22 protein-coding genes are annotated in these 24326 nt (G+C 73.1%); 17 read left to right on the forward strand and 5 right to left on the reverse strand.

The annotated features are described in order from the left end of the window. The first annotated feature begins 80 nt into the window (after positions 1–80). The 6 genes from BJ958_RS01705 to BJ958_RS01730 are packed head-to-tail and all read left to right on the forward strand — an operon-like array spanning position 81 to position 6259. Entirely contained in the window at positions 81–1034 is a 954-nt protein-coding gene (locus BJ958_RS01705) for an ABC transporter permease (protein WP_179724970.1), read from the forward strand. Further along, positions 1027–2061 (forward strand): ABC transporter permease, encoded by a 1035-nt coding sequence (locus BJ958_RS01710; RefSeq protein WP_246319160.1) that lies wholly within the window; start codon positions 1027–1029, stop codon positions 2059–2061. The genes BJ958_RS01705 and BJ958_RS01710 overlap by 8 nt, the downstream gene beginning before the upstream one ends. Further along, positions 2058–3092 carry an oligopeptide/dipeptide ABC transporter ATP-binding protein gene (locus tag BJ958_RS01715; RefSeq protein WP_179724972.1) on the forward strand — a complete coding sequence of 345 codons (1035 nt, stop codon included), beginning with the start codon at positions 2058–2060 and terminating at the stop codon, positions 3090–3092. Before BJ958_RS01710 ends, BJ958_RS01715 begins: the two co-directional genes overlap by 4 nt. Further along, positions 3092–4099 (forward strand): ABC transporter ATP-binding protein, encoded by a 1008-nt coding sequence (locus BJ958_RS01720; RefSeq protein WP_179724974.1) that lies wholly within the window; start codon positions 3092–3094, stop codon positions 4097–4099. Before BJ958_RS01715 ends, BJ958_RS01720 begins: the two co-directional genes overlap by 1 nt. Positions 4100–4103: 4 nt before the next feature. After that, the gene (locus BJ958_RS01725) at positions 4104–5519 is read left to right on the forward strand and encodes an amidase (RefSeq protein WP_179724975.1); all 1416 of its coding nucleotides are present in this window, start codon (positions 4104–4106) and stop codon (positions 5517–5519) included. A 23-nt stretch (positions 5520–5542) separates the two neighbouring features. Next, on the forward strand, positions 5543–6259 hold the full coding sequence (locus tag BJ958_RS01730) for a TSUP family transporter (RefSeq protein ID WP_179724978.1): 717 nt from the start codon (positions 5543–5545) through the stop codon (positions 6257–6259). Between the two features lie 76 nt (positions 6260–6335). Here the strand turns inward: BJ958_RS01730 and BJ958_RS01735 are convergent, their stop codons facing one another. Continuing rightward, a complete protein-coding gene (locus tag BJ958_RS01735) occupies positions 6336–7631 on the reverse strand; it encodes an HNH endonuclease signature motif containing protein (protein ID WP_179724979.1) in 1296 nt (431 codons plus the stop codon). 254 nt (positions 7632–7885) lie between these two features. Further along, on the reverse strand, positions 7886–8809 hold the full coding sequence (locus tag BJ958_RS27520) for a 3-oxoacyl-ACP reductase (protein WP_273518127.1): 924 nt from the start codon (positions 8807–8809) through the stop codon (positions 7886–7888). Between the two features lie 133 nt (positions 8810–8942). Between BJ958_RS27520 and BJ958_RS27525 the strand changes: the two genes are divergently transcribed. Both BJ958_RS27525 and BJ958_RS01750 read left to right on the forward strand, forming a co-directional pair. Beyond that, complete coding sequence (locus BJ958_RS27525; RefSeq protein WP_179724982.1) at positions 8943–9752, forward strand: MaoC/PaaZ C-terminal domain-containing protein; 810 nt, start codon at positions 8943–8945, stop codon at positions 9750–9752. A gap of 94 nt (positions 9753–9846) precedes the next feature. After that, a complete protein-coding gene (locus BJ958_RS01750; RefSeq protein ID WP_179724984.1) occupies positions 9847–10608 on the forward strand; it encodes an SDR family NAD(P)-dependent oxidoreductase in 762 nt (253 codons plus the stop codon). A gap of 109 nt (positions 10609–10717) precedes the next feature. Here BJ958_RS01750 and BJ958_RS01755 read toward each other — a convergent pair whose 3' ends face one another. Then, entirely contained in the window at positions 10718–12835 is a 2118-nt protein-coding gene (locus tag BJ958_RS01755) for an oxidoreductase (protein WP_179724986.1), read from the reverse strand. Positions 12836–12999: 164 nt separating this feature from the next. Between BJ958_RS01755 and BJ958_RS01760 the strand changes: the two genes are divergently transcribed. Then, positions 13000–13788 carry an IclR family transcriptional regulator gene (locus BJ958_RS01760; protein WP_179724988.1) on the forward strand — a complete coding sequence of 263 codons (789 nt, stop codon included), beginning with the start codon at positions 13000–13002 and terminating at the stop codon, positions 13786–13788. A gap of 73 nt (positions 13789–13861) precedes the next feature. Next, the gene (locus BJ958_RS01765) at positions 13862–15403 is read left to right on the forward strand and encodes an FAD-dependent oxidoreductase (protein WP_179724990.1); all 1542 of its coding nucleotides are present in this window, start codon (positions 13862–13864) and stop codon (positions 15401–15403) included. 15 nt (positions 15404–15418) lie between these two features. Here the strand turns inward: BJ958_RS01765 and hsaA are convergent, their stop codons facing one another. Both hsaA and BJ958_RS01775 read right to left on the reverse strand, forming a co-directional pair. After that, positions 15419–16585 carry a 3-hydroxy-9,10-secoandrosta-1,3,5(10)-triene-9,17-dione monooxygenase oxygenase subunit gene (gene hsaA / locus BJ958_RS01770; RefSeq protein WP_179724992.1) on the reverse strand — a complete coding sequence of 389 codons (1167 nt, stop codon included), beginning with the start codon at positions 16583–16585 and terminating at the stop codon, positions 15419–15421. Positions 16586–16790: 205 nt separating this feature from the next. Next, positions 16791–17369: a TetR/AcrR family transcriptional regulator gene (locus BJ958_RS01775; protein ID WP_179724994.1), complete on the reverse strand. Its 579-nt coding sequence runs from the start codon at positions 17367–17369 to the stop codon at positions 16791–16793. Between the two features lie 189 nt (positions 17370–17558). Between BJ958_RS01775 and BJ958_RS01780 the strand changes: the two genes are divergently transcribed. The 7 genes from BJ958_RS01780 to BJ958_RS01810 are packed head-to-tail and all read left to right on the forward strand — an operon-like array spanning position 17559 to position 24315. Continuing rightward, positions 17559–18113, forward strand: a complete 555-nt coding sequence (locus tag BJ958_RS01780) for an FAS1-like dehydratase domain-containing protein (RefSeq protein WP_179724996.1) — start codon at positions 17559–17561, stop codon at positions 18111–18113. Beyond that, positions 18110–18550, forward strand: coding sequence for a Zn-ribbon domain-containing OB-fold protein (locus BJ958_RS01785; protein ID WP_179724998.1), 441 nt, complete (start codon positions 18110–18112; stop codon positions 18548–18550). The genes BJ958_RS01780 and BJ958_RS01785 overlap by 4 nt, the downstream gene beginning before the upstream one ends. After that, entirely contained in the window at positions 18547–18942 is a 396-nt protein-coding gene (locus BJ958_RS01790; RefSeq protein WP_179725000.1) for a hotdog family protein, read from the forward strand. The genes BJ958_RS01785 and BJ958_RS01790 overlap by 4 nt, the downstream gene beginning before the upstream one ends. Next, a complete protein-coding gene (locus BJ958_RS01795; RefSeq protein WP_179725002.1) occupies positions 18939–20120 on the forward strand; it encodes a thiolase C-terminal domain-containing protein in 1182 nt (393 codons plus the stop codon). The genes BJ958_RS01790 and BJ958_RS01795 overlap by 4 nt, the downstream gene beginning before the upstream one ends. Before the next feature lie 13 nt (positions 20121–20133). Beyond that, positions 20134–20964 carry an SDR family NAD(P)-dependent oxidoreductase gene (locus BJ958_RS01800; protein ID WP_179725004.1) on the forward strand — a complete coding sequence of 277 codons (831 nt, stop codon included), beginning with the start codon at positions 20134–20136 and terminating at the stop codon, positions 20962–20964. Next, positions 20961–22088: a steroid 3-ketoacyl-CoA thiolase gene (locus BJ958_RS01805; RefSeq protein WP_179725006.1), complete on the forward strand. Its 1128-nt coding sequence runs from the start codon at positions 20961–20963 to the stop codon at positions 22086–22088. The genes BJ958_RS01800 and BJ958_RS01805 overlap by 4 nt, the downstream gene beginning before the upstream one ends. A gap of 1 nt (position 22089) precedes the next feature. After that, complete coding sequence (locus BJ958_RS01810; RefSeq protein WP_179725008.1) at positions 22090–24315, forward strand: acyl-CoA dehydrogenase family protein; 2226 nt, start codon at positions 22090–22092, stop codon at positions 24313–24315. Positions 24316–24326: the final 11 nt, after the last annotated feature.

Raw genomic sequence — 24326 nt, forward strand, 5'->3', positions numbered from 1 at the left:
TGCCTGAAGGGATGCGAGCGGATGTCCTTGGATCCGATGCCGGCCGCGCCAGCCACGCCGGCCGGCCCTGGGGCGGCCCGATGAGCCGCCGCCTGGCGCTGCGGCTCGGCGAGCTGGTCGCCGTGCTGCTGCTGGTCAGCTTCGGCGTGTTCATGATGGTGTCGCTGATGCCCGGCGACCCTGCCGTCGCCGTGCTGGGCGAGGGCCACACGCCCGCGGAGTACGCCGCCAAGCGCGCCGAGCTCGGGCTCGACGGCAACGTGTTCGCGCGGTACGTCGACTGGCTCGGCAACGCACTGACCGGCGACCTCGGCCGTTCGCTCGTGCCGCCCAACAGCGACGTCGTCCACCGTGTCCTCACGGCGCTGCCCGTCAGCGTCGAGCTCGCGGGACTGGGCCTGCTGATGGCGCTCGTGCTGGCGATCCCGCTCGCCATGTGGAGCGCCTCGCATGAGGGCGGCCTGGTCGACCGGGCCATCGGCGCCTCGATGTTCGCGATCTTGTCCGTGCCGTCGTTCCTGGGCGGCCTGCTGCTGATCGCGATCTTCGCCAACGGCCTGGGCTGGTTCCCGCGGGCCCAGTGGGTGCGCTTCGGGGACAGCCCGCTCGACAACCTCTACCACGCGTTCCTGCCGGCGCTGACGATCGCGCTGATGGAGCTCGCGCTGTTCACCCGGGTGCTGCGCAACGACCTGCTCGTGACGTTGCACGAGGACTACATCCTCGCCGCACGCGCCAAGGGCATGCCGCCGCTGCGGATCCTGCTGCGCGACGCGCTGCGCCCCTCGTCGTTCTCGCTGGTCACCCTGCTCGGGATCAGCATGGGCAGGCTGATCGGCAGCACCGTGATCGTGGAGTACCTCTTCGCGCTGCCCGGCATGGGCAGCCTGGTCATCAAGTCCGCCAACAACGGCGACTTCCCGATGGTGCAGGGCGCCGTGCTCCTCATCGCCGCGATCTACGTCGTCATCAACGCCGGGATCGACCTCTCCTATGGCTACCTCGACCCAAGGACCCGCCGTGCTCATGCCTAGGAAGAACCCCGTCGGGTCGAAGCTCTCGGCCCGCAGCCTCGGTGGCCTCGGCGCCGGGATGGTCGTCGCCGGCCTCGCCCTGCTCGTCCTGGGCTGGAGCGCGCCGCTGCTGCTGTTCGTGAAGGCCGTGCTCTTCCTGGCCGGCGTCATCGTGCTCGCCCAGGGCCTGTCCCGGGTCGTGTGGGCGGTGCGCGGCGGCCGGCCGGACATCCTGCTGTGGCTGTGCTGCGGCTGGCTGGTGCTGCTGGCCGTGGTCGCCCTGCTCGCCCCGGTGCTGCCCCTCGGCGAGCACGTCGACGTGGTGAAGGCGCTCGACGCGCCGATCTACGAGCCTCCGAAGCTGCTCTCGGCCTACCCCCTCGGCACCAACAACTACGGCCTCGACATGCTGTCCCGCTCGATCTACGGCGCCCGGACCTCGCTCGTCATCGCCCTCTCGGCGGTCGCGATCGGCACCGTCGTCGGCGGCAGCATCGGCGTCGTGGCCGGCTTCCTGCGCTCGGGCGTCGACAGCGTCATCGGCATCGTCACCAACGCCCTGCTCGCGGTCCCGCCCCTGGTGCTGCTGATCGCGCTCGCCACGGTGCTCGAGCCGAAGCTGCGCAACGTCGCGCTGGCGCTGGCCCTGCTCACCATCCCGAGCATGATCCGCCTGGCGCGCGCCAACACGATCGCCTTCGCGCAGCGGGAGTTCGTCCTCGCGGCCCGGGCGATGGGTGCGACCAAGCTGCGGATCATGTGGCGTGAGCTGGTGCCCAACGTCGTGCTGCCGATCTTCTCGATGATGGTCGTGATGATCTCGGTGCTGATCGTGGCCGAGGCATCGCTCAGCTTCCTCGGATTCGGCGTCCAGGCGCCCGAGCCGACCTGGGGCAACATGATCTCGGAGGCGGAGGGCAGCACCATGCAGGAGCACCCGCACATCGTGCTGGTGCCCGGCGTGTTCCTGTTCCTGACCGTGTTCTCGTTCAACCTGCTGGGCGAGAAGGCCCAGAAGCGCTGGGACCCGAGGAGTGCGAAGCTGTGAGCGACCAGACCGTTCTCGAGGTCGAGGACGTCCGAACCGAGTTCCAGACCGCCCGCGGCCTCGTCCGCGCGGTCGACGGCGTCTCGCTCAGCCTGCGCGCCGGCGAGACGCTCGGCATCGTCGGCGAGTCCGGCTCGGGCAAGTCCGTCCTCGGCCGCACCATCATGGGCCTGATCACGACCGGTCACGCCACTCGGGTGCACGGCGCCGTGCGCATCGCCGGCCAGGACGTGCACGCGATCAGCGCCAAGCAGCGCCGCAAGCTGTGGGGCTCCGAGGTCGCGATGGTGTTCCAGGACCCGATGACCAGCCTCAACCCCGTCAAGCGGGTCGGCACCCACATCACCGAGGCCCTGCGGCTGCACCTGGGCCTGGACAAGAAGGCCGCTGCGGAGCGGGCGATCGACCTGCTGCGCCAGGTCGGGATCCCCGAGCCCGCACGCCGGATGAGCCAGTTCCCGCACGAGCTCTCGGGCGGCATGCGGCAGCGCGTCGTGATCGCGATGGCGCTGTGCTGCGACCCCAGGCTGCTCATCGCCGACGAGCCCACCACGGCCCTCGACGTCACCGTGCAGAAGCAGATCCTCGACCTGCTCACCTCGCTGGCCGAGAGCCGGCAGATGGCGACCATCCTGATCAGCCACGACCTCGGCGCCGTCGCCGGCCGCACCGACCGGGTGCAGGTGATGTACGCCGGACGCGTCGTCGAGCGGTCCGCCACCGGTGAGGTGTTCGAAGCCCCCCGGCACCCCTACACCGAGGGCCTGCTGGCCTCGATCCCGCGCCTGTCCGACCCGCCGCACACCACGCTGCGCGCGATCGTCGGCTCGCCGCCGAACATGGCCAACCCGCCGGACGGCTGCCGGTTCGCCCCGCGCTGCCCCTACGTGCAGGACCGCTGCACCGCCGAGCAGCCGGAGCTGCTCGAGATCGGCGTGCGGCGTACGTCCCACGTCGCGGCCTGCCACTTCCCGCTGCCCGACGTCGACCTCGGCGCGCCGCGGGCCGCCCTCGCAGAGGAGATCAGCTGATGGCCGGAAGCGGAACCGCGCACCTGCGCCCCGACCAGGCGCCCGTCCTCACCGTCGACCACATGGTCGTCGAGTTCCCCGTCGGCCGCGGGCAGAAGGTGCACGCGGTCTCGGGCCTGAGCCTCGACCTGCTGCCGGGGGAGACCCTCGGCATCCTCGGCGAGTCCGGTTGCGGCAAGTCCACCGCCGGTCGCGCGGTGATGCAGCTGCCGTCGCCGACGTCGGGCACGGTCCGCCTCGGCGAGCGTGAGCTGACCGGACTCACCTCGCGGCCGTTGCGCAAGGCGCGCTCGCGGATGCAGATGATCATGCAGGACCCCACGTCGTCGCTGAACCCGCGTCGCAAGGTCAAGGACCTGGTCACCGAGGGCCTGGCGATCTGGGGCTTCGAGGGCACGAAGCAGGAGAAGGAGGACCTCGTCCGCGAGACGCTGTCCGCCGTCGGCCTCGATCCCGACGTGGTCTGGGACCGGCGACCGCACGAGCTGTCCGGCGGCCAGTGCCAGCGCGTGTGCATCGCCCGGGCCCTGATGATGAACCCCGAGGTCCTCATCTGCGACGAGCCGGTCTCCGCGCTCGACGTGTCGGTGCAGGCCCAGATCCTCAACCTGCTCGAGCGCACCAAGGAGCGCTACGACCTGAGCATGGTCTTCATCGCCCACGACGTGTCGGTGGTGAAGAACATCAGCGACCGGGTGATGGTGCTCTACCTCGGCAAGACCTGCGAGGTGATCCCGTCCGGCCGCATCGAGCAGGACGCGGCGCACCCGTACACGCAGATGCTGCTCGCCTCGATCCCCGGCGCCGGCGACCGCGAGCTGAGCGCGTCGGCCGCCGCCACCGAGCTGCCCTCACCGCTGAACCCGCCCTCGGGCTGCCGGTTCCGCACCCGCTGCCCGCTCGCCACCGAGCGCTGCGCGGCCGAGGAGCCCGAGCTGCGCGAGATCCGGCCCGGGCAGTACGTCGCCTGCCACCACCCCGTCGTCGAACCCCGCACCGAGGAGTGACCCCATGAGCAGCGCCCTGCCCGATGCCATCGCCACGGCCGCCGCGATCCGCTGCGGCGAGACCAGCGCCCGCGAGGTGGTCGAGGAGAGCATCCGGCGTATCGAGAAGCTCGACCCGCAGCTCAACGCGATGGTCGGCACGCGGTACGACGAGGCGCTCGCCGAGGTCGACGCCGGCCTGCCCGACGGGCCGTTGACCGGGGTCCCGGTGGTCATCAAGTCGCTCGCCGCCGACGTCGCCGGGCTGCCCACGACCGGCGGCAGCCGGCTGTTCGCCGACGACGTGAAGGCCGAGGACAGCGAGCTGGTGCGCCGCTACAAGGCCGCAGGGATGGTCGTCCTGGGCACGACCAACACCCCCGAGCTCGGCAAGAACGGCAGCACCGAGCCGGTGCTGCACGGCGCGTGCCACAACCCGTGGTCGCTCGACCACTCGACCGGCGGATCCAGCGGCGGCTCTGCCGCAGCGGTCGCCGCCGGCCTGGTGCCGGTCGCCCACGGCAACGACGGCGGCGGCTCGATCCGGATCCCGGCCGCCGCCTGCGGACTGTTCGGTCTCAAGCCCAGCCGGGGCCTGATCCCCGGGGCGCCGTACCCGTCCACGCTCGCCGGCCCGACCAGCGTCCACGGCGCGCTCACGACGACCGTGCGCGACACGGCGCTGCTGCTCGACGTGTCCGCGGGCCGCGTGCCCGGCCAGGCGTCGTACGGACCGACGGCCCCGGCCGGCGGGTACCTCGCCTGCGTCGACCGCGAGCCCGGCCGGCTCCGCGTCGGCCTGGCGACCGTCGTCCCCGACGGCCCGGAGACGGACCCGGCCGGTGTCGCGGCGGTCCGTCGTACCGCCGACCTGCTCGCCGTCCTGGGCCACGAGGTCGTCGAGGTCACGCTGCCGGTGGCCTACCCCGAGTTCGCGCGCTGGTCCGGCCTGATGATGGGCGCCAACCTGGTCGCCCACGTCGACGACCGGCTGGCCGCTCTCGGTCGCGATCTGCGCGACGACGACATCGAGCCGTTCACGAGGGTGATGTACGAGCGCTACTCGGCGATGCCCCTCGCCGACCTGTTGCGCGCCCTCGAGGGCTTCGAGCAGGTGGGCTTCGCGACCGCGCGTCTGTTCGCGGACGTCGACGTCGTGCTGACCCCGACGCTGTGCATGCGCACGCCCCGGCTCGGCGTCCTCGACACCACGAAGCCCGAGGTGATGTACACCGTCGCACCCGCGATGGCCGGCTTCACCAGCCTGGTCAACACCACCGGTGGCGCGGCGATGTCGGTGCCCGCCGGCCTCGACCCCGACGGCCTGCCGCTCGGCGCGCACTTCTTCACCGACCTCGGCGGCGAGCCGCTGCTGCTCTCCCTCGCCGGCCAGCTCGAGCGGGCCGCCCCCTGGCCGCGGCACGCGCCGCTCGCCGGCTGAGTCGGCGTCGACAGTCCGCGGCGGTGGAGCTGCTCGTCCTCGCCGCGGTGGCGCTCGTGGTGTTCGTGGTGGCCGCGCTGGTCCAGGCGGTGACAGGCTTCGGGTCCGCGCTGGCCGCCGTACCCGGACTGCTGCTCGTCACCGACCCCGCGCCGGCGGTGGTTGCAGCGACTGTCGTCAGCCTCGTGCTGACCACCGGCATGGCCCTGCGGGAGCGGGAGCACGTCGAGCGGCGTGACGCGGTGGTGCTGACCGTGACCGGCCTCGTCGGCATGCCCGTCGGACTCGTCCTGCTCGCCGTCGCCGACGAGGGGCTGCTGTCGGCGGGCATCGCCGTGGCGATGCTGGTGATGGTCGCGCTGCTCGCCGCCGGGTTGCGCGTCGGCCGGCGTGGCCTGCCGGTCGTCGGCGTCGTCAGCGGGGGACTGCTGACCTCCACGGGGATGAACGGGCCACCGCTGGTGATGGCGCTCGTCGACCGGGAGCCGCGGCGCTACCGGGCCACCCTGCAGGCCGTGTTCGCGGGCCAGGACGTCGTCGCGGTGGCGGCATTCGTCCTCCTCGGTCATGTCGACGTCGACGTGCTGGCGCTCGCCGTCGGCGGCGTCGCGGGGCTGCCGCTCGGGTGGCGGTTGGGCGACGCGATCTTCCACCGGGTCTCGCCCGCCCAGCTGCGTCCGCTCGTCATCGGCACGCTGGTCGCCTCGGCACTCGCGGTCCTGGTGACCGCGCTCGCCTGAGGAGCCCATCGGCCGGGCTGCCGGGCACGCCACGATCCCCGCGAGCACTCGGTTCGCGGGGTGCGGGGCGGGGTCGCTACTCGTCGGGCGGGTGCACCGGGTGGGTGCCGCGGTGGTCGACCCGGAACCGGAACCCGCTCGGACTGGTCCACACGTAGGTCGCCGGCATCGGGGTCTCGTAGCGCCAGGCTGAGTGGGTCTTGGCGCGGTGGTGCCGTCGGCACAGTGGGACGAGGTTGCAGGGGCAGGTCGGCCCGCCCCGGTCGTGGGGCTGGTGGTGGTCGATGTCGCACCGGGTCGCGGGACGGGTGCAGTGCGGGAACCGGCAGATGTGATCACGAAGGATCACCCTCGTCTTGTGCCGGTCGGGGATCTCGTAGGCCGTGACGGGGAGATGGTCGGCGAGGTCGATGACCGGACGCACGATGATCGTGGTGTGCCGGGCACGTAGCCACTCCCGGATCTGCGCGGTGCTGACGGGGCAGCGGCCTTCGTCCCACCGCCCGACCGGGTTCACCAAAGGGTGGTCACCGGTGAGGCTGGTGTCGGTGACGTGCACGTTCAGCACGACCTTGCGGCCGGGGACGGTCGCGACCACCTCCCCGGTGTCGGGGTCCGGGACCAGCAGGTCGAGTGCCAGGTCCTGACGGGCGAGCTCGGCAGCGGCCTTGGAGCGGCGCACGTCGAGTGACGAGTCGTCCCCGAGCCGACCGAGCACCTCCGCCCGGCGTCCTACCGCTTGGTCGAGGTCGTGGCCGTCGGCGGCATCCAGGAGCCCGTCGAGGTGCACGAGTCCGTGCTCGTCGACGTCACCGATGTCGAAGTGCCGGTGGTCGGCAGCCTTCTGGCGGTCGGCTTCCGCGCGTTCGGGGTCGTAGCGGAGCACGGCTTCGGCGACGAGGCGTTCGAGCTGGGCCCACCCGATGCCGGAGGCGTTCCACAGCTGCCGGTCCACGAACCCCGCCGCCTCACCCGACAGGCCACGGGTGAGGTCCGCGATCCGTTCGGCCCGCCACGGCGCCAACCGCCCCGCCACCACCGCCTCGTAGACGTTGGGCAGCCGCCACGCGCACTCGATCACCCGCCCGACGTAGGCCTTGCCACCGTCGGGGGTGCGGCCGAGGACGGCGACGAGCTCCATCAACGCGAACTCCGACACCAGTGGTGCGCCGTCACCGGCGATCGGGACGCCGGTGTCGAGGTAGCCCTCGGTGATGGTCGCGGCACCCTGAGGGCCGGACACGATGTGGTCGCTCGCCCAGGCCGTGATGTCCTCCCACTCCTCGATGACGAGGGTGTTGCGGGAGCGGATCCGGTCGCCCACGCGCGACAGCAGGGCTGCCGTGCTGCGGGGGTGGGTTCCGAGATCCATGACTGAATTCTCCCATCCACCTCCGACAGAAGCGAACGTTCAGAACCCGCCTGGGGACAGGAGAAACTCGATTCCCGGGGTGTGGAGAACCGACGTCACCGACCGTCACGAAGGTGGCTGCGGGACCGCAAGCCGACCGCGGAACCCAGCCACCTCCCCACCTTCCTCGTCACTGCCCTTTCGGAACCCGACCGGCTACGCAACCGAAGGCCCGAGCACGGTCCCCGCAGCAGCGCTCAGCGCCTGAGCACAGGTCAGCCGTTGATGGTCTCGATGCCGGTGGTGTCCAGCTTCGCGACGCCGAACGCGGCGTACGTCTGGTACGGCGAGCGCCCCTCGAAGTACGGCGTCAGCTGGGCGTCGAGCTCGTCGACGCTGAACGTGCCGTCGGCCGCGACGAACTTGTTCTCGACGGTGGGGGCGGCCATCAGCGCGACCATGTCGCCGTACACGACGAAGACCTGGCCGCTGATCTGGGCCGCAGCGGGGGAGGCGAGGTAGCCGACGAAGGACGCGACCCGCTCCGGCGCGAGGATGTCGAGCCGCTGGGTGTCGCCGTCCTCGGCGAAGACCTCCGAGGTCATCGCGGTGCGGGCCCGCGGGCAGATCGCGTTCGCGGTGACGCCGTACCGCTCGAGGCCGCGGGACGTCGACAGGGTCAGTGCCACGATGCCCGCCTTGGCAGCGGCGTAGTTCGACTGGCCCGCCGCGCCGAACAGGAACGCCTCGGACGCGGTGTTCACGATGCGGCCGAACACCGGGCCGCCGGCGGTCTTCGACGCCGAGCGGAAGTGGACGGCGGCGGCGCGGGAGACGGCGGCGTGGCCCTTGAGGTGGACCCGGACCACGTCGTCCCACTGCGCCTCGGTCATGTTGAAGAGCATCGTGTCGCGGGTGATGCCGGCGTTGTTGACGACGACGTCGAGACTGCCGAAGGTGTCGACGGCGGCGTCGACGAGCTCCTGGCCCAGGGCCCAGCTGCCGACGTCACCCTTGACGGCGAGCGCCTTGCGGCCGAGCGCCTCGATCTCGGCGACGACCCGGTCGGCGGCGTCGCCCATGTCGTTGACGACGACGTTCGCGCCCTGCGCGGCGAGCGCCAGCGCCTCGGCGCGGCCGAGCCCGGCGCCCGCGCCGGTGACGACGGCGGTTCGGCCGGTGAGGTCGGTGTTGCCCACGATTGCTCCTTCGGTTGGTGCTGCCCTGTCGGCGCCGTGACCATAGGGACGTCGGCCGCGGACCTGCGAGCCCGACTCCCGCTCACCGGGTGCGGGCGGGCGCGACCCTGCCGTTGCTGGGCATGGTGGCGCGATGAGCACCCTTCCCACCCCTGGAGCACCCGCCGGCGACTGGCTCGGCCTGACCGTCGGTGAGCGCACCGTCGCCTGGACCGATCGCGACCCGATCCTGTTCGCGCTCGCTGCGGGCGCACGTCCCGACGACCTGGACCTCGTCTTCGAGGACCGGCTGCGGGTGCTGCCCGGCTTCGCGCTCACCCTCGCGCAGTGGGCGCCCGACGTGCTGGGCTCGGCCGGCGCCTGGGAGGTCGGTACGGCGCTGCACGGTGCCCAGTCGCTCACTGTGCTGGAGCCGCTGCCGGCGAGCGGTGAGCTGACCATGTCCGCGCGGGTCACCGGGGTGTGGGACAAGGGAGCGGCGGCGGTCTACGACCTCGCCGTCGAGAGCGACCACTTCGTCGCGACCTGGTCCCTCTTCGCACCGGGGCGCGGGGGCTTCGGCGGTGAGCGCGGTCCCGGCCGCCCGGCCGCGCCCGACGGCGAGCCTGCCTGGACCGCGTCCACGGCGACGGCGGACAACGCAGCGCTGCTCTACCGCCTGCTCGGCGACCGGCACCACATCCACGTCGACCCGGCCGCTGCGGCCGGGATCGGCCAGCCGCGCCCGATCCTGCACGGCCTCGCCACGCTCGCGGCCGCGACCCTCGTCGCCGCGCGGGAGACCGGCGCCCATCCCGCCGACCTGACGCAGCTGGAGGGGCGCTTCGCGTCGCCGGTGTTCCCGGGGGAGCCTCTCGTCGTCCGCGGCTGGGCCGACGGCGCTCTCGAGGTCGCCACCGAGCGGGGCCCCGCGATCACAGCCGGCAGGACTGTCTTCGGCTGATTCCGCTCAGCAGGAGTGCTCACCAGCTGAGCCGTTCGTCGTGACCATCATGACCGCGGGACCGCGGCGTGCGGTCATGGACGAGGAGGCTGGAATGGGTTCGCTGACGGGACAGGTCGCACTGGTGACGGGAGCCGGCCAGGGCGTCGGGCAGGGCATCGCGCTGGCGCTCGCCACCGAGGGTGCCGACATCGCGGTGGTCGGCCGGACCGCTGCCAAGCTCGAGACGACCTGTGCGCTGCTCCGCGAGCGTGGGGTGAAGGCGGAGCCGTTCGTCTGCGACATCGTCGAGACCGGCACCATCCCCGCGACGGTCGCCGAGGTCGTCGCGACCATGGGGGGTGTCGACATCCTCGTCAACAACGCCTACTCGGGCGCGTTCGGCCCGCTGCTCACCATCGACGACGACGCCGTCGAGCGCAGCTTCGCCTCCGGCCCGTTCGCCACCCTGGCCTTCATGAAGGCCTGTCACCCGCACTTCGTGGCCCGCGGTGGCGGCCACATCGTCAACCTGGTCACCTCCGCGATGGTGCGCTGGGACCCCACGACGTACGGCGTCTACGCCGCGGCCAAGCAGGCCGTGCGCGCCCTGACCCGCACCGCCGCGGTCGAGTGGGCCCGCGACGGCATCCGTGCCAACAGCATCGCGCCGCACGCCTTGTCGCCGGGCCTGAAGCGGTGGACCGAGAACAACCCCGAGGAGGCCGCCGAGTTCGTCGCCGCCATCCCCGCGGGCCGCATCGGCGACTGCGAGGACGACATCGGCCGTGCCGTCGTCGCCCTCGTGAGCAGCGACCTGCGCTACCTCACCGGCGCCACCATCCCGCTCGACGGCGGGCAGGCCTTCTTCGGCTGACCCGGCCCGAACCGGCTCCGAATTCGCGCCGACCCGGCAGGAAGTGGCCCGCACGCGAGCCACTTCCTGCCGGGTCGGCGGCTTCTTCGAGCTACTTCCTGCCGGGTCGCTAGAGAGCGCGGGCCACCCGCCAGGCGGAGTGGACGGCGCCATGGATGTAGCCGACCTCGCCGGCGTCTCCGACGACGTGCACGTCCAGGCCGCGGGCGCGCAGGTCGTCGGCGAGCGGGGCGCCGGCCTCGACGTACGACGCGACGACGACCAGGTCCGCGGGGACCCGCGCCATCTCGTCGCCGACCCGGTAGTGCACCTCGGACGCGGTGATCTCGACGACCTCGGCGTCGCGGTGGACGGTGACGCCGTGCTCGGTGGCCCTGCGTACGGCGGTCCAGCGGCGCGGGATCGCCATCGGGAGGCCGGCCTGGGCGCCGTGCTCGAGGACGGTCACCGTCTTGCGGCGCTCGGCGAGGAACTCGGCGAGCTCGAGGCCGACCAGGGAGCCGCCGATGACCACGACGTCCTTGCCGATCGGGAGCACCTTGCGGGTCAGGTCGCGGATCCGCTCGGGGTCGCGGGTCAGGCCGCTCATCCGCCCGGCCGCGCCGAGCAGGCGCAGGGTGCGGCTGCCCGACCCGCCCTCCCCGGTGATCAGGCCGCGCAGGGTGTCGCCGGTGTGGACGTGAGGGAGGTCGGCGCCGGGCACGGGCGGCAGGCCGCGGTGGGCGCCGGTGGCGACCACGACGGCGTCGGGGGCCAGCGCGGTGACGTCGTCGGCGTCCACCTGCTCGCCGAGTCGTACGTCGACCCCGAGCCGCGCGACCTCGTGCTGGAGCCAGTCCAGCAGCGGGCCGTTGGCGGGCGTGGTCAGCTGGGAGAACCAGGCCGACCCGCCGAGCCGGTCGCCCTTCTCGACGAGGGTGACCCGGTGGCCGCGCTCGGCCGCGACGCGCGCCGCCTCCATGCCGCCGGGACCGCCGCCGACGACCACGACGTGGCGCCGCGACGCGACGGTGGGGAAGGGGAGCAGGGTCTCGTTGCCGAGCGCCGGGTTCACCGCGCACACGGGTACGCCGTCCCAGAAGTTCTGCTCGACGCACACGTAGCAGTTGATGCAGGGACGCACCGACGCCGCACGCCCGTCGCGCAGCTTGCCGACCAGGTCCGGATCGGCCAGCAGCTGACGCCCCATGGCGACGAAGTCCGCGCCACCGCTCGCGATGAGCTCCTCGCCGAGCGCGGGCAGCACCCGGCCCACCGCGATCACCGGGATCGACACGGCGTCCTTCACGGCACGCGCCAGGTCGGCGTACGCGCCCACCTGGTTCGGCAGCGGGCCGTCGGTGAAGTCACGGAACGGGTTGCGCGCCCAGCCGGTGACGTGGATGGCGTCGGCGCCGGCCTCCTCGAACATGCGGGACGCGGCCACGGCCTCCTCGGTCGTGAGGGCGCCCTCCTCGCCGTACTCCTTGCCTGCGACACGGACCAGGATCGCGAGCCCGTCGCCGACCTCGGCGCGCACCGCGCGGATCACGTCGCAGGCGAGGCGCGCCCGGTTCTCGAGCGAGCCGCCCCACGCGTCGGTACGACGGTTGTCGGCCCGGCTGAGGAAGGTCCCGAGCACGTAGCCGTGGGCGCAGTGGATCTCGATCGCGTCGGCACCGGCCTGCTGCACACGCCGTGCAGCGGCGGCGAACTGCCCGACCAGCCAGGCGATGTCCTCCTCGGTCGCCTCGCGGAAGCTCGGCGTCCTCCCCTCGGAGACGGCACTCGCCATCGCGCCGAGCTCGGTCGGGGTGTTGTCGCGCAGGGCGGACATGTCCCGCTCGCCGACGGGCATCGAGGGCACGAGGAGCGGCCGGCCGTCGGCCGTGTCGACCTTCGACATCCTGCCGTGGTGCGTGGCCTGGACGCACAGCCTCGACCCGGCGGCGTGCACCGCATCGGCGAGGGCGGTGAGACCGGGGATGAACCGGTCGTCGGAGAGTCCGGGCTCCTTGCGGCTGGTCGCACCCACGGGGTACGCGACGGCGGCGGCAGAGGTGATCACCAGGCCGGTACCACCGGCGGCACGGGCCGCGTAGTGCGCGACGTCCTGCTCCTCGATGGCGCCCTCGTCGCACAGGTTCATGTCCATGGCGGGCATGACGACGCGGTTGGCGAGGCGCATCGGGCCGATCGTCCCGGGGGCCAGCAGGTGCTCGTAGGTGGCGGTTCGCGAGGTGTGCACGCGCGCAGCCTGCCGCGGCCGGCTGCTCGGGGCGCGCCGTCCTCCCGCACACCGGAAAGGTCGCGGCCACGCACGTCGGAGGGCCCGGTCGACCCGATCGACGAGGCTCTTCAACAACCAAGCAAGTGCTTGCTAAAGTGCTGGAACTCGAGCAGGAGGTGGCGATGAGCACGTCGGGCGGGGTCCTCGAGAGGGCCGATCGGGACGGTGCTGAGGAGCGCCCGCTGTCGATGGTCGAGCGGATGACCACGATCATGGTCGCCTTCGGTGGGCCCTCGGCGCGGCTCTCGCTGGAGGACGTCCAGGACGCCACCGGGCTGCCGCGGTCTACCGCGCACCGCATCCTCAACCAGCTGATCGCGCTGGACTGGGTGCGGCACACGGCGACGGGCTACGCGCTCGGCAGCCGGGCGCTCGGCCTCGGTGGTGGCGATGCCCCGGAGATGGACCTGCGCGCCGCGGCGGCCGAGACCCTGCGCAGCCTGCACCTGGAGACCGGGCTCGTCGTCCACCTCGGGGTGCTGGACGGCTCGGACGTGCGCATCCTGGACAAGGTCGGTGGCGCGTTGGCCGCACGCGTCCCGAGCCGGGTCGGTGGACGCCTGCCGGCGGTCTCGTCCCTGAGCGGCAAGGCCCAGCTGGCCTTCCTGCCTCCTGAGGAGGTGGATGCGATCGTTGCCGTGCAGCAGGCGGACCCGCCGGGCCGGGCGCGGGTCGACCTGGCCTCGCTCCACCGCGAGCTGGTCCGGGCCCGCGCGCGAGCGGGCGTCGTGCTCGACCGTGGGCGCAACCACCTGCGGCTCGGCTGCGTCGCTGCGCCGATCATCGGCCGCGACGGCCCGTGCGGTGCGGTCGCGCTCGTGGGCGGGGCGCAGATCGACTTCGAGAAGCTGGCGCCCGTGGTGGTGCGTGCGACGCGGGTGGTGGCCGACCGGCTGGCGACCTTCCGCTGATCGGGAGCCGGACCGGCGTCCGCGCGACGACGACGCCAAGGTGGTCCGGAACGTTCCCGACGCAGGAGGCCCGATGACCGCGCAGTACGACGAGACCTACGACGTGGTCGTGGTCGGCTCCGGAGCCGGCGCGATGGCCGCCGCCGTCACCGCCGCCCGCAACGGGCTGAGCACCGTCGTGCTGGAGAAGACCGCGCTGCTGGGCGGGACGTCGGCGTACTCCGGCGCGGCCGCCTGGCTGCCCGGCAGCGACGTCACCCGCCGCGCGGGATCGATGGACTCGACCGAGTCCGGTCGCACGTACCTGCGCTCGCTGCTCGGCGACGCCGAGACCGAGCGCCAGGAGGCGTACCTCGAGGGTGCGCCGGCCGTGGTCGCCGAGCTCGAGGCGGAGCCGGCGATCGAGCTGGTGGCGCAGGCGTTCCCCGACTACTTCGACGCGCCGGGCCGGGTGCCGGGCGGTCGCTCGATCGTCCCCGTCCCGGTGCCTGCCGACGCGCTTCCCGACGGGCTGGCCGACCTGGTGCGGCCCGTCGTCGACCGCGACCGCGCCGGCCTCGGCCACCACCCGGACCAGCCGCTCGTCGGTGGCCGGGCGCTGATCGGGCGCTTGCTCCACGCCTTCCACGACAACGGTGGCACCGTCCGCACCGGCACGGAGATGACCGAGCTGGTCGTGGCCGACGGCCGTGTCGTCGGCGTCCTCACCGCCACCGCCGACGGACCTCGCCGGATCGGCGCGCGCCGCGGGGTGCTGCTCGGCAGCGGCGGGTTCGAGCGCAACCAGGACCTCCGCACCAAGTACGGCGTCCCCGGGGCGGCCGCGTGGGCGATGGCACCGGCCGCGACCAACACCGGTGAGCCGATCGCTGCCGCCGTCGCGATCGGCGCGACCACCGAGCTGATGGGCGAGGGTTGGTGGTGCCCGGGCCTGGTCGCCCCCGACGGCCAGGCGGCCTTCACGCTCGGGTTCCGCGGCGGCATCGTGGTCGACCAGCAGGGACGCCGGTTCGCGAACGAGTCGCTGCCCTACGACCAGATGGGCCGCCGGCTCTCCGCCGAGCCCGGCCGGATCCCCGCCTGGTTCGTCTTCGACTCCCGCTCCGACGGCGTCGCGCCGGCGATCACGATGCCGGCCGCGCCCGTCGAGGAGCACCTCGCCGCCGGCACCTGGGTCCGCGCCGACACCGTCGCCGAGCTCGCCATCGACACCGGGCTCCCGGCCGAGGAGCTGCAGGCGACCCTCGACCGGTTCAACACCTTCGCCGCGAACGGCACCGACGAGGACTTCGGCCGTGGCACCGACGAGTACGACCGCTTCTTCGCCGTCGGCGACGGCCCCAACCCGGCGCTCGTCCCGCTCGACCGGCCGCCGTACTACGCCGCGAAGCTGGTCCTCGCCGACCTCGGCACCAAGGGCGGCCTGCGCACGGACGTCGACGCGCGGGTCCTCGGCGCGGACGACCGGCCACTGCCCGGCCTCTACGCCACCGGCAACGCCAGCGCCTCCCTCTCGGGCGCCTGCTACCCGGGACCGGGCGTGCCGATCGGCACCGCCATGGTCTTCGGCTGGCGCGCGGTCCAGGACATGCTGCGCGCCGAGCTCGCCGAGTAGCCGCGAGCGCGCCCGTCAGACGAGCGTGTCCTCCACCTCGAGCCCGAAGGCGTGGCGCCCGTACATCGTCAGCGCGCGCTCCACGTCGTTCGCGACGTGGACCCCGCCGGCATGGGCATCGCGCCACGCCCGCTCGATCGCGTTGCCGCGGCGCAGCGAGGACCCGCCGGCGGTCTTGAAGAGCGCGTCGACTGCAGCAAGCGCCCGCTCGGTCGCGGTGACCTGGTCGCGGCGAGCCCGGAACCGCCAGTCCATGGGGATCTCCTCGCCCCGCACGACGCACTCGTAGACGTCGCGGACGCTGCGCTCGGTCTGCAGCACCGCGGCGTCGATCTCGGAAGCGGCGCGGGCGACCGTGACGTGGGCGTGCGGGTCCTCGGCGAAGCGGCCGCCGCCGAGGCTGAGGCGCACCCGGTCGCGCATCGCGCCCATGTAACGGTCGTGGGCCCCGGCGACGATGCCGATCACCGGTGCCGTGATCGCCATCGGGAAGACCGTGCCGAACGGCATCGCGTAGAGCGGGCCGGTGTTGACGGTGCGGCCCGGCGCCTGCAGCTGGTGCTGCTCGTAGTTGCGCAGGGCGCGGTGCTCGGGGACGAACACGTCCTCCACGACGATGTCGTTGCTGCCCGAGCCGCGCAGGCCCATCGCGTCCCACACGTCGACGATCGTGTAGTCCGCGCGCGGCAGGAGCATGGTCATGAAGTCCTGCGGCCGGCCCTCGGCGTCGACGAGCAGGCCGCCGAGGGTCGCCCACGCCGCGTGGTCGCAGCCGGACGAGAAGCTCCAGCGCCCGGTCAGCCGGAAGCCGCCCTTGACCCGGGTGATCGTCCCGACGGGGGCGTACGACGACGCGACCAGCGTGTCGGAGTCGGCTCCCCAGACCTCCCGCTGGGCGGCGTCGGGGTACTGCGCGACCTGCCACGGGTGGCAGCCGACGACACCGGCGACCCAGCCGGTCGAACCGCACGCCCCGGCGATCGCCCGTACGACCTCGTAGAACTCCAGCGGGTTCCCCTCGCGGCCGCCGTACCGGCTCGGCTGGAGCATCCGGAACACGCCCGCTGCGACCAGCTCGGCCATCGTCTCGTCCGGGATCCGGCGCGCGTCCTCGGTGGCGGACGCCCGCTCGGCGATCCCGGGAAGCAGCTCCTGGACGGCGATGAGGACCTCGTTGCTCACGCGCGGATGCTACTGCCGGCCAGCGCTGCCACGAGGTGTCCGTTCCCGGTCAGTGCTCACGGCGGCGGACGGGCTGTCACACGTTGTTCGCTGCTCCACCCGCCGCAAGACCACGTGGAGGGGCCCCGTGCGGGGCTGGGAGAGGTGGCACACGGCTGCCGGGGGAGCGGACCACGTGTCACAGCGCCTCGCGAGACGCGACGACTCAGGCGCGGAAGCCGCCGAGGAACATCGACGCCATCACGTCGGCGAAGTCCTCGGTGGACCACGACGAGCGGTTCGGCCAGTGCATCGTGGCCCACAGGGTGTCGCGCAGCGAGCGGTAGAAGACGTCGCCCGGTACGTCGGCACGGAAGTCGCCGGCCGCGATGCCGGCGTCGATCGCGGTCCGCCAGTGCCGGCGTACGGCGCGGGACTTGGTGTCGATCGCGTCGAGCAGGCCGTGGGTGCGCAGGTAGGCGCGGTCGCGCTGGTAGATCCGGGTCGCGTGCGGGTGGCTGTCGATGCAGTCCAGGGTGGCGCGGACCAGGCCGCGCACAGTCTCCTCGGGCGATCCGGCCGCGGCGGCGACAGCGGAGAAGGCTCGCTCGACCTGGTCCATGAAGTCGGCGAGCACCTCGCGCACGATCTCGTCCTTCGACGAGAAGTGGTGGTAGAGGCTGCCGGAGAGCACGCCGGCCGACTCGCCGATCTCGCGGACCGTGGTCGCGCCGATGCCGCGCTCGGCGAACATCGCCGCCGCGACCTCCATGATCTCGGTACGCCGCCCGGTGGTGGTGCGCATGGGTCTCCTCCTGGTGGGTCGCCCCGGATTGTTTCCCGATGGTCGGGGTGCGGGGCAGCCGTGCCCGCTCAGCGGGAGTGGCGCTCGCGCCGGAGGTCCCGGGACGGACATCGTGAGCAGCACAGGGGCCGGTCCATCGGTCTATAACCAAGCGCTTGCTCAAGCAGGCGCGGGCGCGGAGGAAGGTCGATGCAGCAGCTCGAGGCCCGGTTCGGGGAGTTCGTCGGCGAGGTGGCCGAGCCGCCGCGCGTGGCGCGGTACGCGGTCAACGAGGCCATGATCCGCAACTGGGTCGAGGCGCACGACGACCTCAACCCCGTCTACGTCGACCCGGAGGCCGCGCGCGCCACCGGCCGCGACGACGTCATCTGCCCGCCGGCGATGGTCACCACCTGGGTGATGCAGGGCTACCGCCGCTGGCGGCAGGTCCAGGCGCTGCGGGCCGAGGGCGTCCAGGAGGACCATGCCTACTCCCGGCTGCTCGCCCTGCTCGACGAGCACGGCTTCACCTCGGTGGTCGCGACGGCGCAGGAGCAGGAGTACGTCCGCGAGCTGACGCCCGGCACCCGGGTCACCTGCCACTTCACGATCGAGGACATCTCCCCGGTCAAGCGGACCGGACTCGGCAACGGCTGCTTCATCACGCTGCGCAAGCGGTACGTCGACCAGGCCGACCAGCTCCTCGTCGACGAGAGGTTCGTGATCCTCCGCTTCGACCCCACCACGAAGGAGAGTGCTGCATGAGCGAGGCAACCCCCGAGCGGCGCACGGCCGTCCCCGGCCTGACGGTCACCCAGGACAACGAGTTCTTCTTCACCGCCGCCCGCGAGGGCCGGCTGGAGATCCAGCGCTGCACCGACTGCAGGACGCTGCGCCACCCACCCGGTCCCGCCTGCCCGGCATGCCGCTCCTTCGCGTGGGACACGGTCGAGTCGACGCGGCGAGCCACGCTGCACAGCTGGACCGTCGTCCACCACCCGCAGGACCCGGCGTTCACCTACCCGCTCGCGGTCGGCCTGGTCGACCTCGAGGAGGGCACCCGCCTGGTCGCCGACATCAGCGGCGTCGACCATGCCGACCTCCGCCGCGGCCTCGAGCTGGAGGTCGGCTTCGCCGAGCACGCCCACGGCGAGGTGCTGCCGCAGCTGCGCCCGGCCAGGACGACGGGCGGTGTCCGGTGAAGGCCGGCGACGTCCTGCCCGAGCTGGCCCTGCCGCTCGACCGGACCACCATCGTCGCGACCGCGATCGCCAGCCAGGACTTCGAGGACGTCCACCACGACCCCGGCAAGGCGAACGAACGCGGCACCCCCGACATCTTCATGTCGATCAACTCCACCAACGGGTTCCTGGACCGCTACGTGACCGACCTGTTCGGCCCGGCGACCCGGATCCGCAAGGTGGCGCTGCGCCTCGGCGTCCCCAACTTCCCCGGCGACACGATGACCTTCTCCGGGGAGGTCGCCGAGGTCACCGACACCGCCGTGACGCTGAAGGTCGCCGGCCGCAACGCCCGCGGCGCGCACGTCACCGCCACCGTCACCCTCGACCACCCCAGCGGAGGCATCCAGTGACCAGTCCCTTCTCCGGCGGCGCCGCGATCGCCGGCATCGGCGCGACCGAGTTCTCCAAGAACTCCGGGCGCAGCGAGTGGCAGCTGGCCTGCGAGGCCGTGCTCGCCGCGCTCGAGGACGCGCAGGTCGGCGTCGAGGAGGTCGACGGGTTCGCGCTGTTCACGATGGAGACCAACCCGGAGATCGCCGTCGCGCGTGCGCTCGGCATCCCGGAGCTCACGTTCTTCAGCCGGATCCCGCACGGCGGCGGTGGCGCCTGCGCCCCGGTGCAGCAGGCCGCGCTGGCAGTGACGTCCGGCGTCGCGGACGTAGTCGTGGTCTACCGCGCGTTCAACGAGCGCTCGGGCCACCGCTTCGGGCAGGGCCCGCCGCCGTTCGCCTACAACCAGAACACCGACCAGGAGTACCGCAACTGGATCAACCCCTACGGCCTGCTCACGCCGGCCCAGCAGGAGGCCTTCCTCGCGCGGCTCTACATGGAGAAGTACGGCGCCACCAGCGCCGACTTCGGCCAGATCTCCGTCCTCTCACGCAAGCACGCGGCGACCAACCCGAAGGCCTGGTTCTTCGAGCGCCCGATCACGCTCGAGGAGCACCAGGCCTCGCGGATGATCGCCGACCCGCTGCGCCTGCTCGACTGCTGCCAGGAGAGCGACGGCGGCCAGGCGCTGGTGATCGTCAGCACCGAGCGGGCCCGCGACCTGCCGCACCCGCCGGCCGTCATCACCGGCGCCGCGCAGGGCGTCGGTCCGCAGCAGATCTCGATGAGCAGCTACTACCGCGACGACATCGACGCGATGCCCGAGGTCGAGCTGGTCGCGCAGCAGCTGTGGCGCCAGGCCGGGATCGGCCCCGACGACATCGACGCCGCGATCCTGTACGACGCCTTCACGCCGATGGTGCTGCTGCAGCTGGAGGAGTACGGCTTCTGCGGCCGCGGCGAGGCGCGGCACTTCATCGCCGACGGCAACCTCGAGGTCGACGGCCGGCTGCCGGTCAACACCAACGGCGGCCAGCTCGGCGAGGGCTACATCCACGGCGTCAACGGCATCGCGGAAGGTGTGCGCCTGGTCCGCGGCACCTCCGTCAACCAGCCCGCCAAGGCGCTCGACAACGTGCTGGTCACGGGAGGGTCGCCGGTCCCGCACTCGGCGCTCGTCCTCGCCGCGGACCGCTGAGGCGCAGACCACGATGACTGCGTCGACGAAGAGGTTCGCGGGCCGCAGGGCGCTGGTGACCGGCGCCAGCCGCGGCATCGGCGCCGGCGTCGCCGAGCGCCTCGCCGCCGAGGGCGCCGACGTCGTCCTCGTCGCCCGCACGGCCGGGCCCGGCGGCAGCCGTCTCGACGGCAGCCTCGCCGAGGTGACGAGCCGGCTCGCGGTCCACGGCACCCGGGTGGCGCCGTACGTCGCCGACCTGGCCGACGAGGACAGCCGGGCCGGGATCGTCCCGGCCGCCGAGGAGCTGCTCGGCGGCACCGTCGAGATCCTGGTCAACAACGCCGCGGCGGCGATCTACCAGCCGCTGGCCGGCTTCCCGCTGCGCCGGCGCCGGCTGACCTTCGAGGTCAACGTGCACGCACCGCTCGACCTCGTCCAGGCCGTCCTCCCGGGCATGCGCGCGGCAGGGGAGGGCTGGATCGTCAACGTCTCCAGCGCATCCGCCCGGCACTTCGACGGCCCGCCGTTCGAGCTGGTCGAGCCCGGCGCCGACCTCGCCGTGTACGCCGCGTCCAAGGCGGCGCTCAACCGCATGACCAACGGCCTCGGAGCCGAGCTCCACGGCACCGGGATCCGGGTCAACACGGTGCAGCCGCGGGCCGCCGTCCTCAGCGAGGGCGCGTCCCTGCTCGTCGGCGGCACGATCCGACCCGACCAGGTCGAGTCGCTGGCGGAGATGGCCGAGGCCGTCCTCGCCCTGTGCGACTGCCCGGCCGACGTCACGGGCCGCACCACCGTGAGCCTCGACCTGATCCGCGACTGGGGACTCACCGTCCACCCCCTCGAAGGAGCACCCGCATGACCCCCGTGATCGTCGACGCCGCCCGCACGCCGTTCGGCAAGCGCGACGGCTGGCTGTCCGGCGTCCACGCCGCCGAGCTGCTCGGCCATGCCCAGCGCGGCGTCCTGGACCGCACCGGCATCGACCCCGACCTCGTCGAGCAGGCCATCGGCGGCTGCGTCACCCCGATCGGCGAGCAGTTCGGCAACATCACCCGGACCTCCTGGCTGCACGCCGGGCTGCCCACCGCCACCGGTACGACGACCATCGACGCCCAGTGCGGCACCGCCGCCCAGGCGCTGAGCCTGGTCGCCGGCCAGATCGCGATCGGCTCGCTCGAGGTCGGCCTGGCCTGCGGCGTCGAGCTGATGTCGCGGGTGCCGCTGACCTACAAGGTCGGCACCGGTCTCGGCACGCCACGGCCCGCGAGCTGGTCGGTCGACAACCCCGACCAGTACACGGCGGCCGACCGGATCGCCGTACGCCGTGGCTTCGGCCGCGAGGACCTCGACGCCTTCGGCCTGCGCTCGCAGCAGCGCGCTGCCGCCGCCTGGGGCGCCGGCCTCTTCGACGACCAGGTGATCCCGGTCGCCACGCCCGATCACGGCACGGTGACCCGCGACCAGGGCCTGCGCGAGTCCTCGACGGAGGGCCTGGCCCGGTTGAAGCCGGTCAAGGACGGCGGCCTGCACACGGCCGGCTCGTCCTCCCAGGTCTCCGACGGCGCCAGCGCCGCGCTGCTCATGTCGCAGGAGAAGGCCGAGGAGCTCGGCCTGAAGCCGAAGGCGCGGCTGCTCAACCAGTGCGTGATGGGCGGCGACCTGGAGTACATGCTCGACGCCCCGATCGAGGCCGCCGCCAAGGTGCTCGCCCGTGCCGGCATGACGATCGGTGACGTCGACGTCTTCGAGGTCAACGAGGCCTTCGCGTCGGTGCCGATGTCCTTCGCGCAGGTCCACGGCGTCGACGACGACCGGCTCAACCCCAACGGTGGTGCCATCGCCCTCGGCCACCCGGCCGGGGCCACCGGCATCCGGCTGATCGCGACCGCGCTCGCCGAGCTCGAGCGCCGCGACGCCCAGGTCGCGATGGTCGCGATCTGTGCCTCCGCCGCCACCACCTGCCTCCTGATCGAACGGCTCTGACATGCCTCTCGCCCTCACCGACGACCACCGCGACCTGGCCGACTCCGTCGCCGCCTGGGCCCGCCGCGCCGCCCCGATCGAGGCGACGCGCGCCCAGCTCGACGACCTCGCCGCCGGCAAGCGGCCCGAGGCGTGGGACGCGCTCGTCCAGCAGGGCCTGCACGCCATCCACCTGCCCGAGGAGGACGGCGGCGCGGGTGCGGGCCTGGTCGAGCTCGCCGTCGTCACCGAGCAGCTGGGCCGCGCCCTGCACCCCGGCCCCTTCCTGAGCACCGTCCTCGCCAGCGCGGTCGTCGCCGCAGCACCCGCGAGCGCGGTCCGCAGCGCCGTGCTGGGGCGCTTCGCCGAGGGCGCCACCGGCGCCCTGTCCGACGGCGACGGCCTCACCGCGACGTCGTACGACGGCAGCTGGGTGCTCGACGGCGAGACCCGTCCCGTCCTGGGCCTGCCCGGCGCCGAGCTGGTCGTCGTCCGGGCGACCACGGCCGCGGGCGAGCCGGTGTGGTGCGTCCTGACGCCCGCCGCCGGCGAGGTCGTCGGCGAGCCGGCCACCGACCTCTCCCGTGCGGTCGGCCGGCTCGTCCTCGACCGCCGCACCGTGACCACCGCGGAGCTGCTGCCCGCGCCCGACGCCGAGCGGGCCGAGCTGGCCACCGCCGCGCTGCTCGCCGCCGACGCCGCCGGCGTCGCCCGCTGGTTCGTCGACGCGGTCGTCGCCCACGTCTCCACCCGCGAGCAGTTCGGCGTCCCCGTCGGCAGCTTCCAGGCGGTGCAGCACAAGGCCGCCCTGCTGCTGGTGAAGACCGAGATGATCGGCGCCGCGGCGTGGGACGCGGCCCGCGCCGGCGACGACGCGCCGGTCCAGCAGTGCCTCGCAGCCGCCCAGGTCGGCCTCACCGCCCTGCCCGCAGTGGTCGACGTCGCGGCCGAGGCGGTGCTGCTCTTCGGCGGCATCGGCTTCACCTGGGAGCACGACGCCCACCTCTACTGGCGCCGAGCGATCAGCCTGTCGGCCGCCAACGGCTCGGAGTCGACGTGGGCGGCCCGCCTCGGCGCCGTGGCCCTCGAGGCCGAGCGGGACTTCGGGTTCGTCGCCGACGACGCCCTGCCCGAGCTGCGCGCGGAGCTGGCGACGATCCTCGATGCTGCGCTCGAGCTCCCCGAGGACGGCGTACCGGCCTCCGGGTGGGCGCCCTCGCGCGGCGGCCGCCGCCAGGAGCACCTCGCCGACGCGCGTCTCGTCGCGCCGCACTACCCCGAGCCGTGGGGGCGTGCGGCCGGCCCGGAGGAGCAGGCGGTGATCGCCCAGGAGCTCGCCCGCCGCGCGCTCGCGCAGCCCTCGACCGTGATCGGCGAGTGGGTGCTGCCGACGCTGCTGCTGCACGGCACGCCCGCCCAGCAGGAGCGGTTCGTCGACCCGACCCTGCGCGGCGAGGTGTTCTGGTGCCAGCTGTTCTCCGAGCCCGGCGCCGGCTCCGACCTCGCCGGCCTGTCCACCCGCGCCCGCAAGGTGGACGGCGGGTGGGTGCTCAGCGGCCAGAAGGTCTGGAACTCGATGGCCGCCGAGGCCGACTGGGGCGTGTGCCTGGCGCGCACCGACCCGGACGCGCCCAAGCACGCCGGCATCTCCTACTTCCTGGTCGACATGCGCAGCGCGGGCGTCGACGTCCGGCCGCTGCGCCAGGCCACCGGGCTCTCGGAGTTCAACGAGGTCTTCCTCGACGACGTCTTCGTGCCCGACGAGTGCCTGGTCGCCGAGCCCGGCGCCGGATGGCGGCTCGCCGTCACCACGCTCGCCAACGAGCGGCTCAGCATGGGCGCCCGGCTCAGCCACGGCTCCAGCGACCTGGTTCGCACCGTGCTCGCCTCCGGCGCCCACGAGGCGAGCCGCGACGCCGTCGTCGAGGTCCTCGGCCGCTGCGTCGGACGGGAGATGGCGCTGTCCGCACTCAACCTGCGCTCCGTCCTCGCCCGGATCGACGGTCTCGATCTCGGCGCCGAGATCAGCGTGCAGAAGGTCTGCAACGCCATCGCCCAGCGCGACAACTCGCGTGACCTGCTCCGCGTCCTGGGACGCGGCGCGCTGGTCGCCGTACCCCCGACCGGCAAGCACACCGCCGACCCCGTCATCGACCACCTCGGCCTGCCGGCCGTCCTCGTCGGCGGCGGAACCATCGAGATCCAGCTCAACGTGATCGCGCGCCGGGTGCTCCGGCTCCCGCGCTGACACCCCACCCA

This window comes from Nocardioides kongjuensis (assembly GCF_013409625.1).
In the GTDB taxonomy this organism is placed as follows: domain Bacteria; phylum Actinomycetota; class Actinomycetes; order Propionibacteriales; family Nocardioidaceae; genus Nocardioides; species Nocardioides kongjuensis.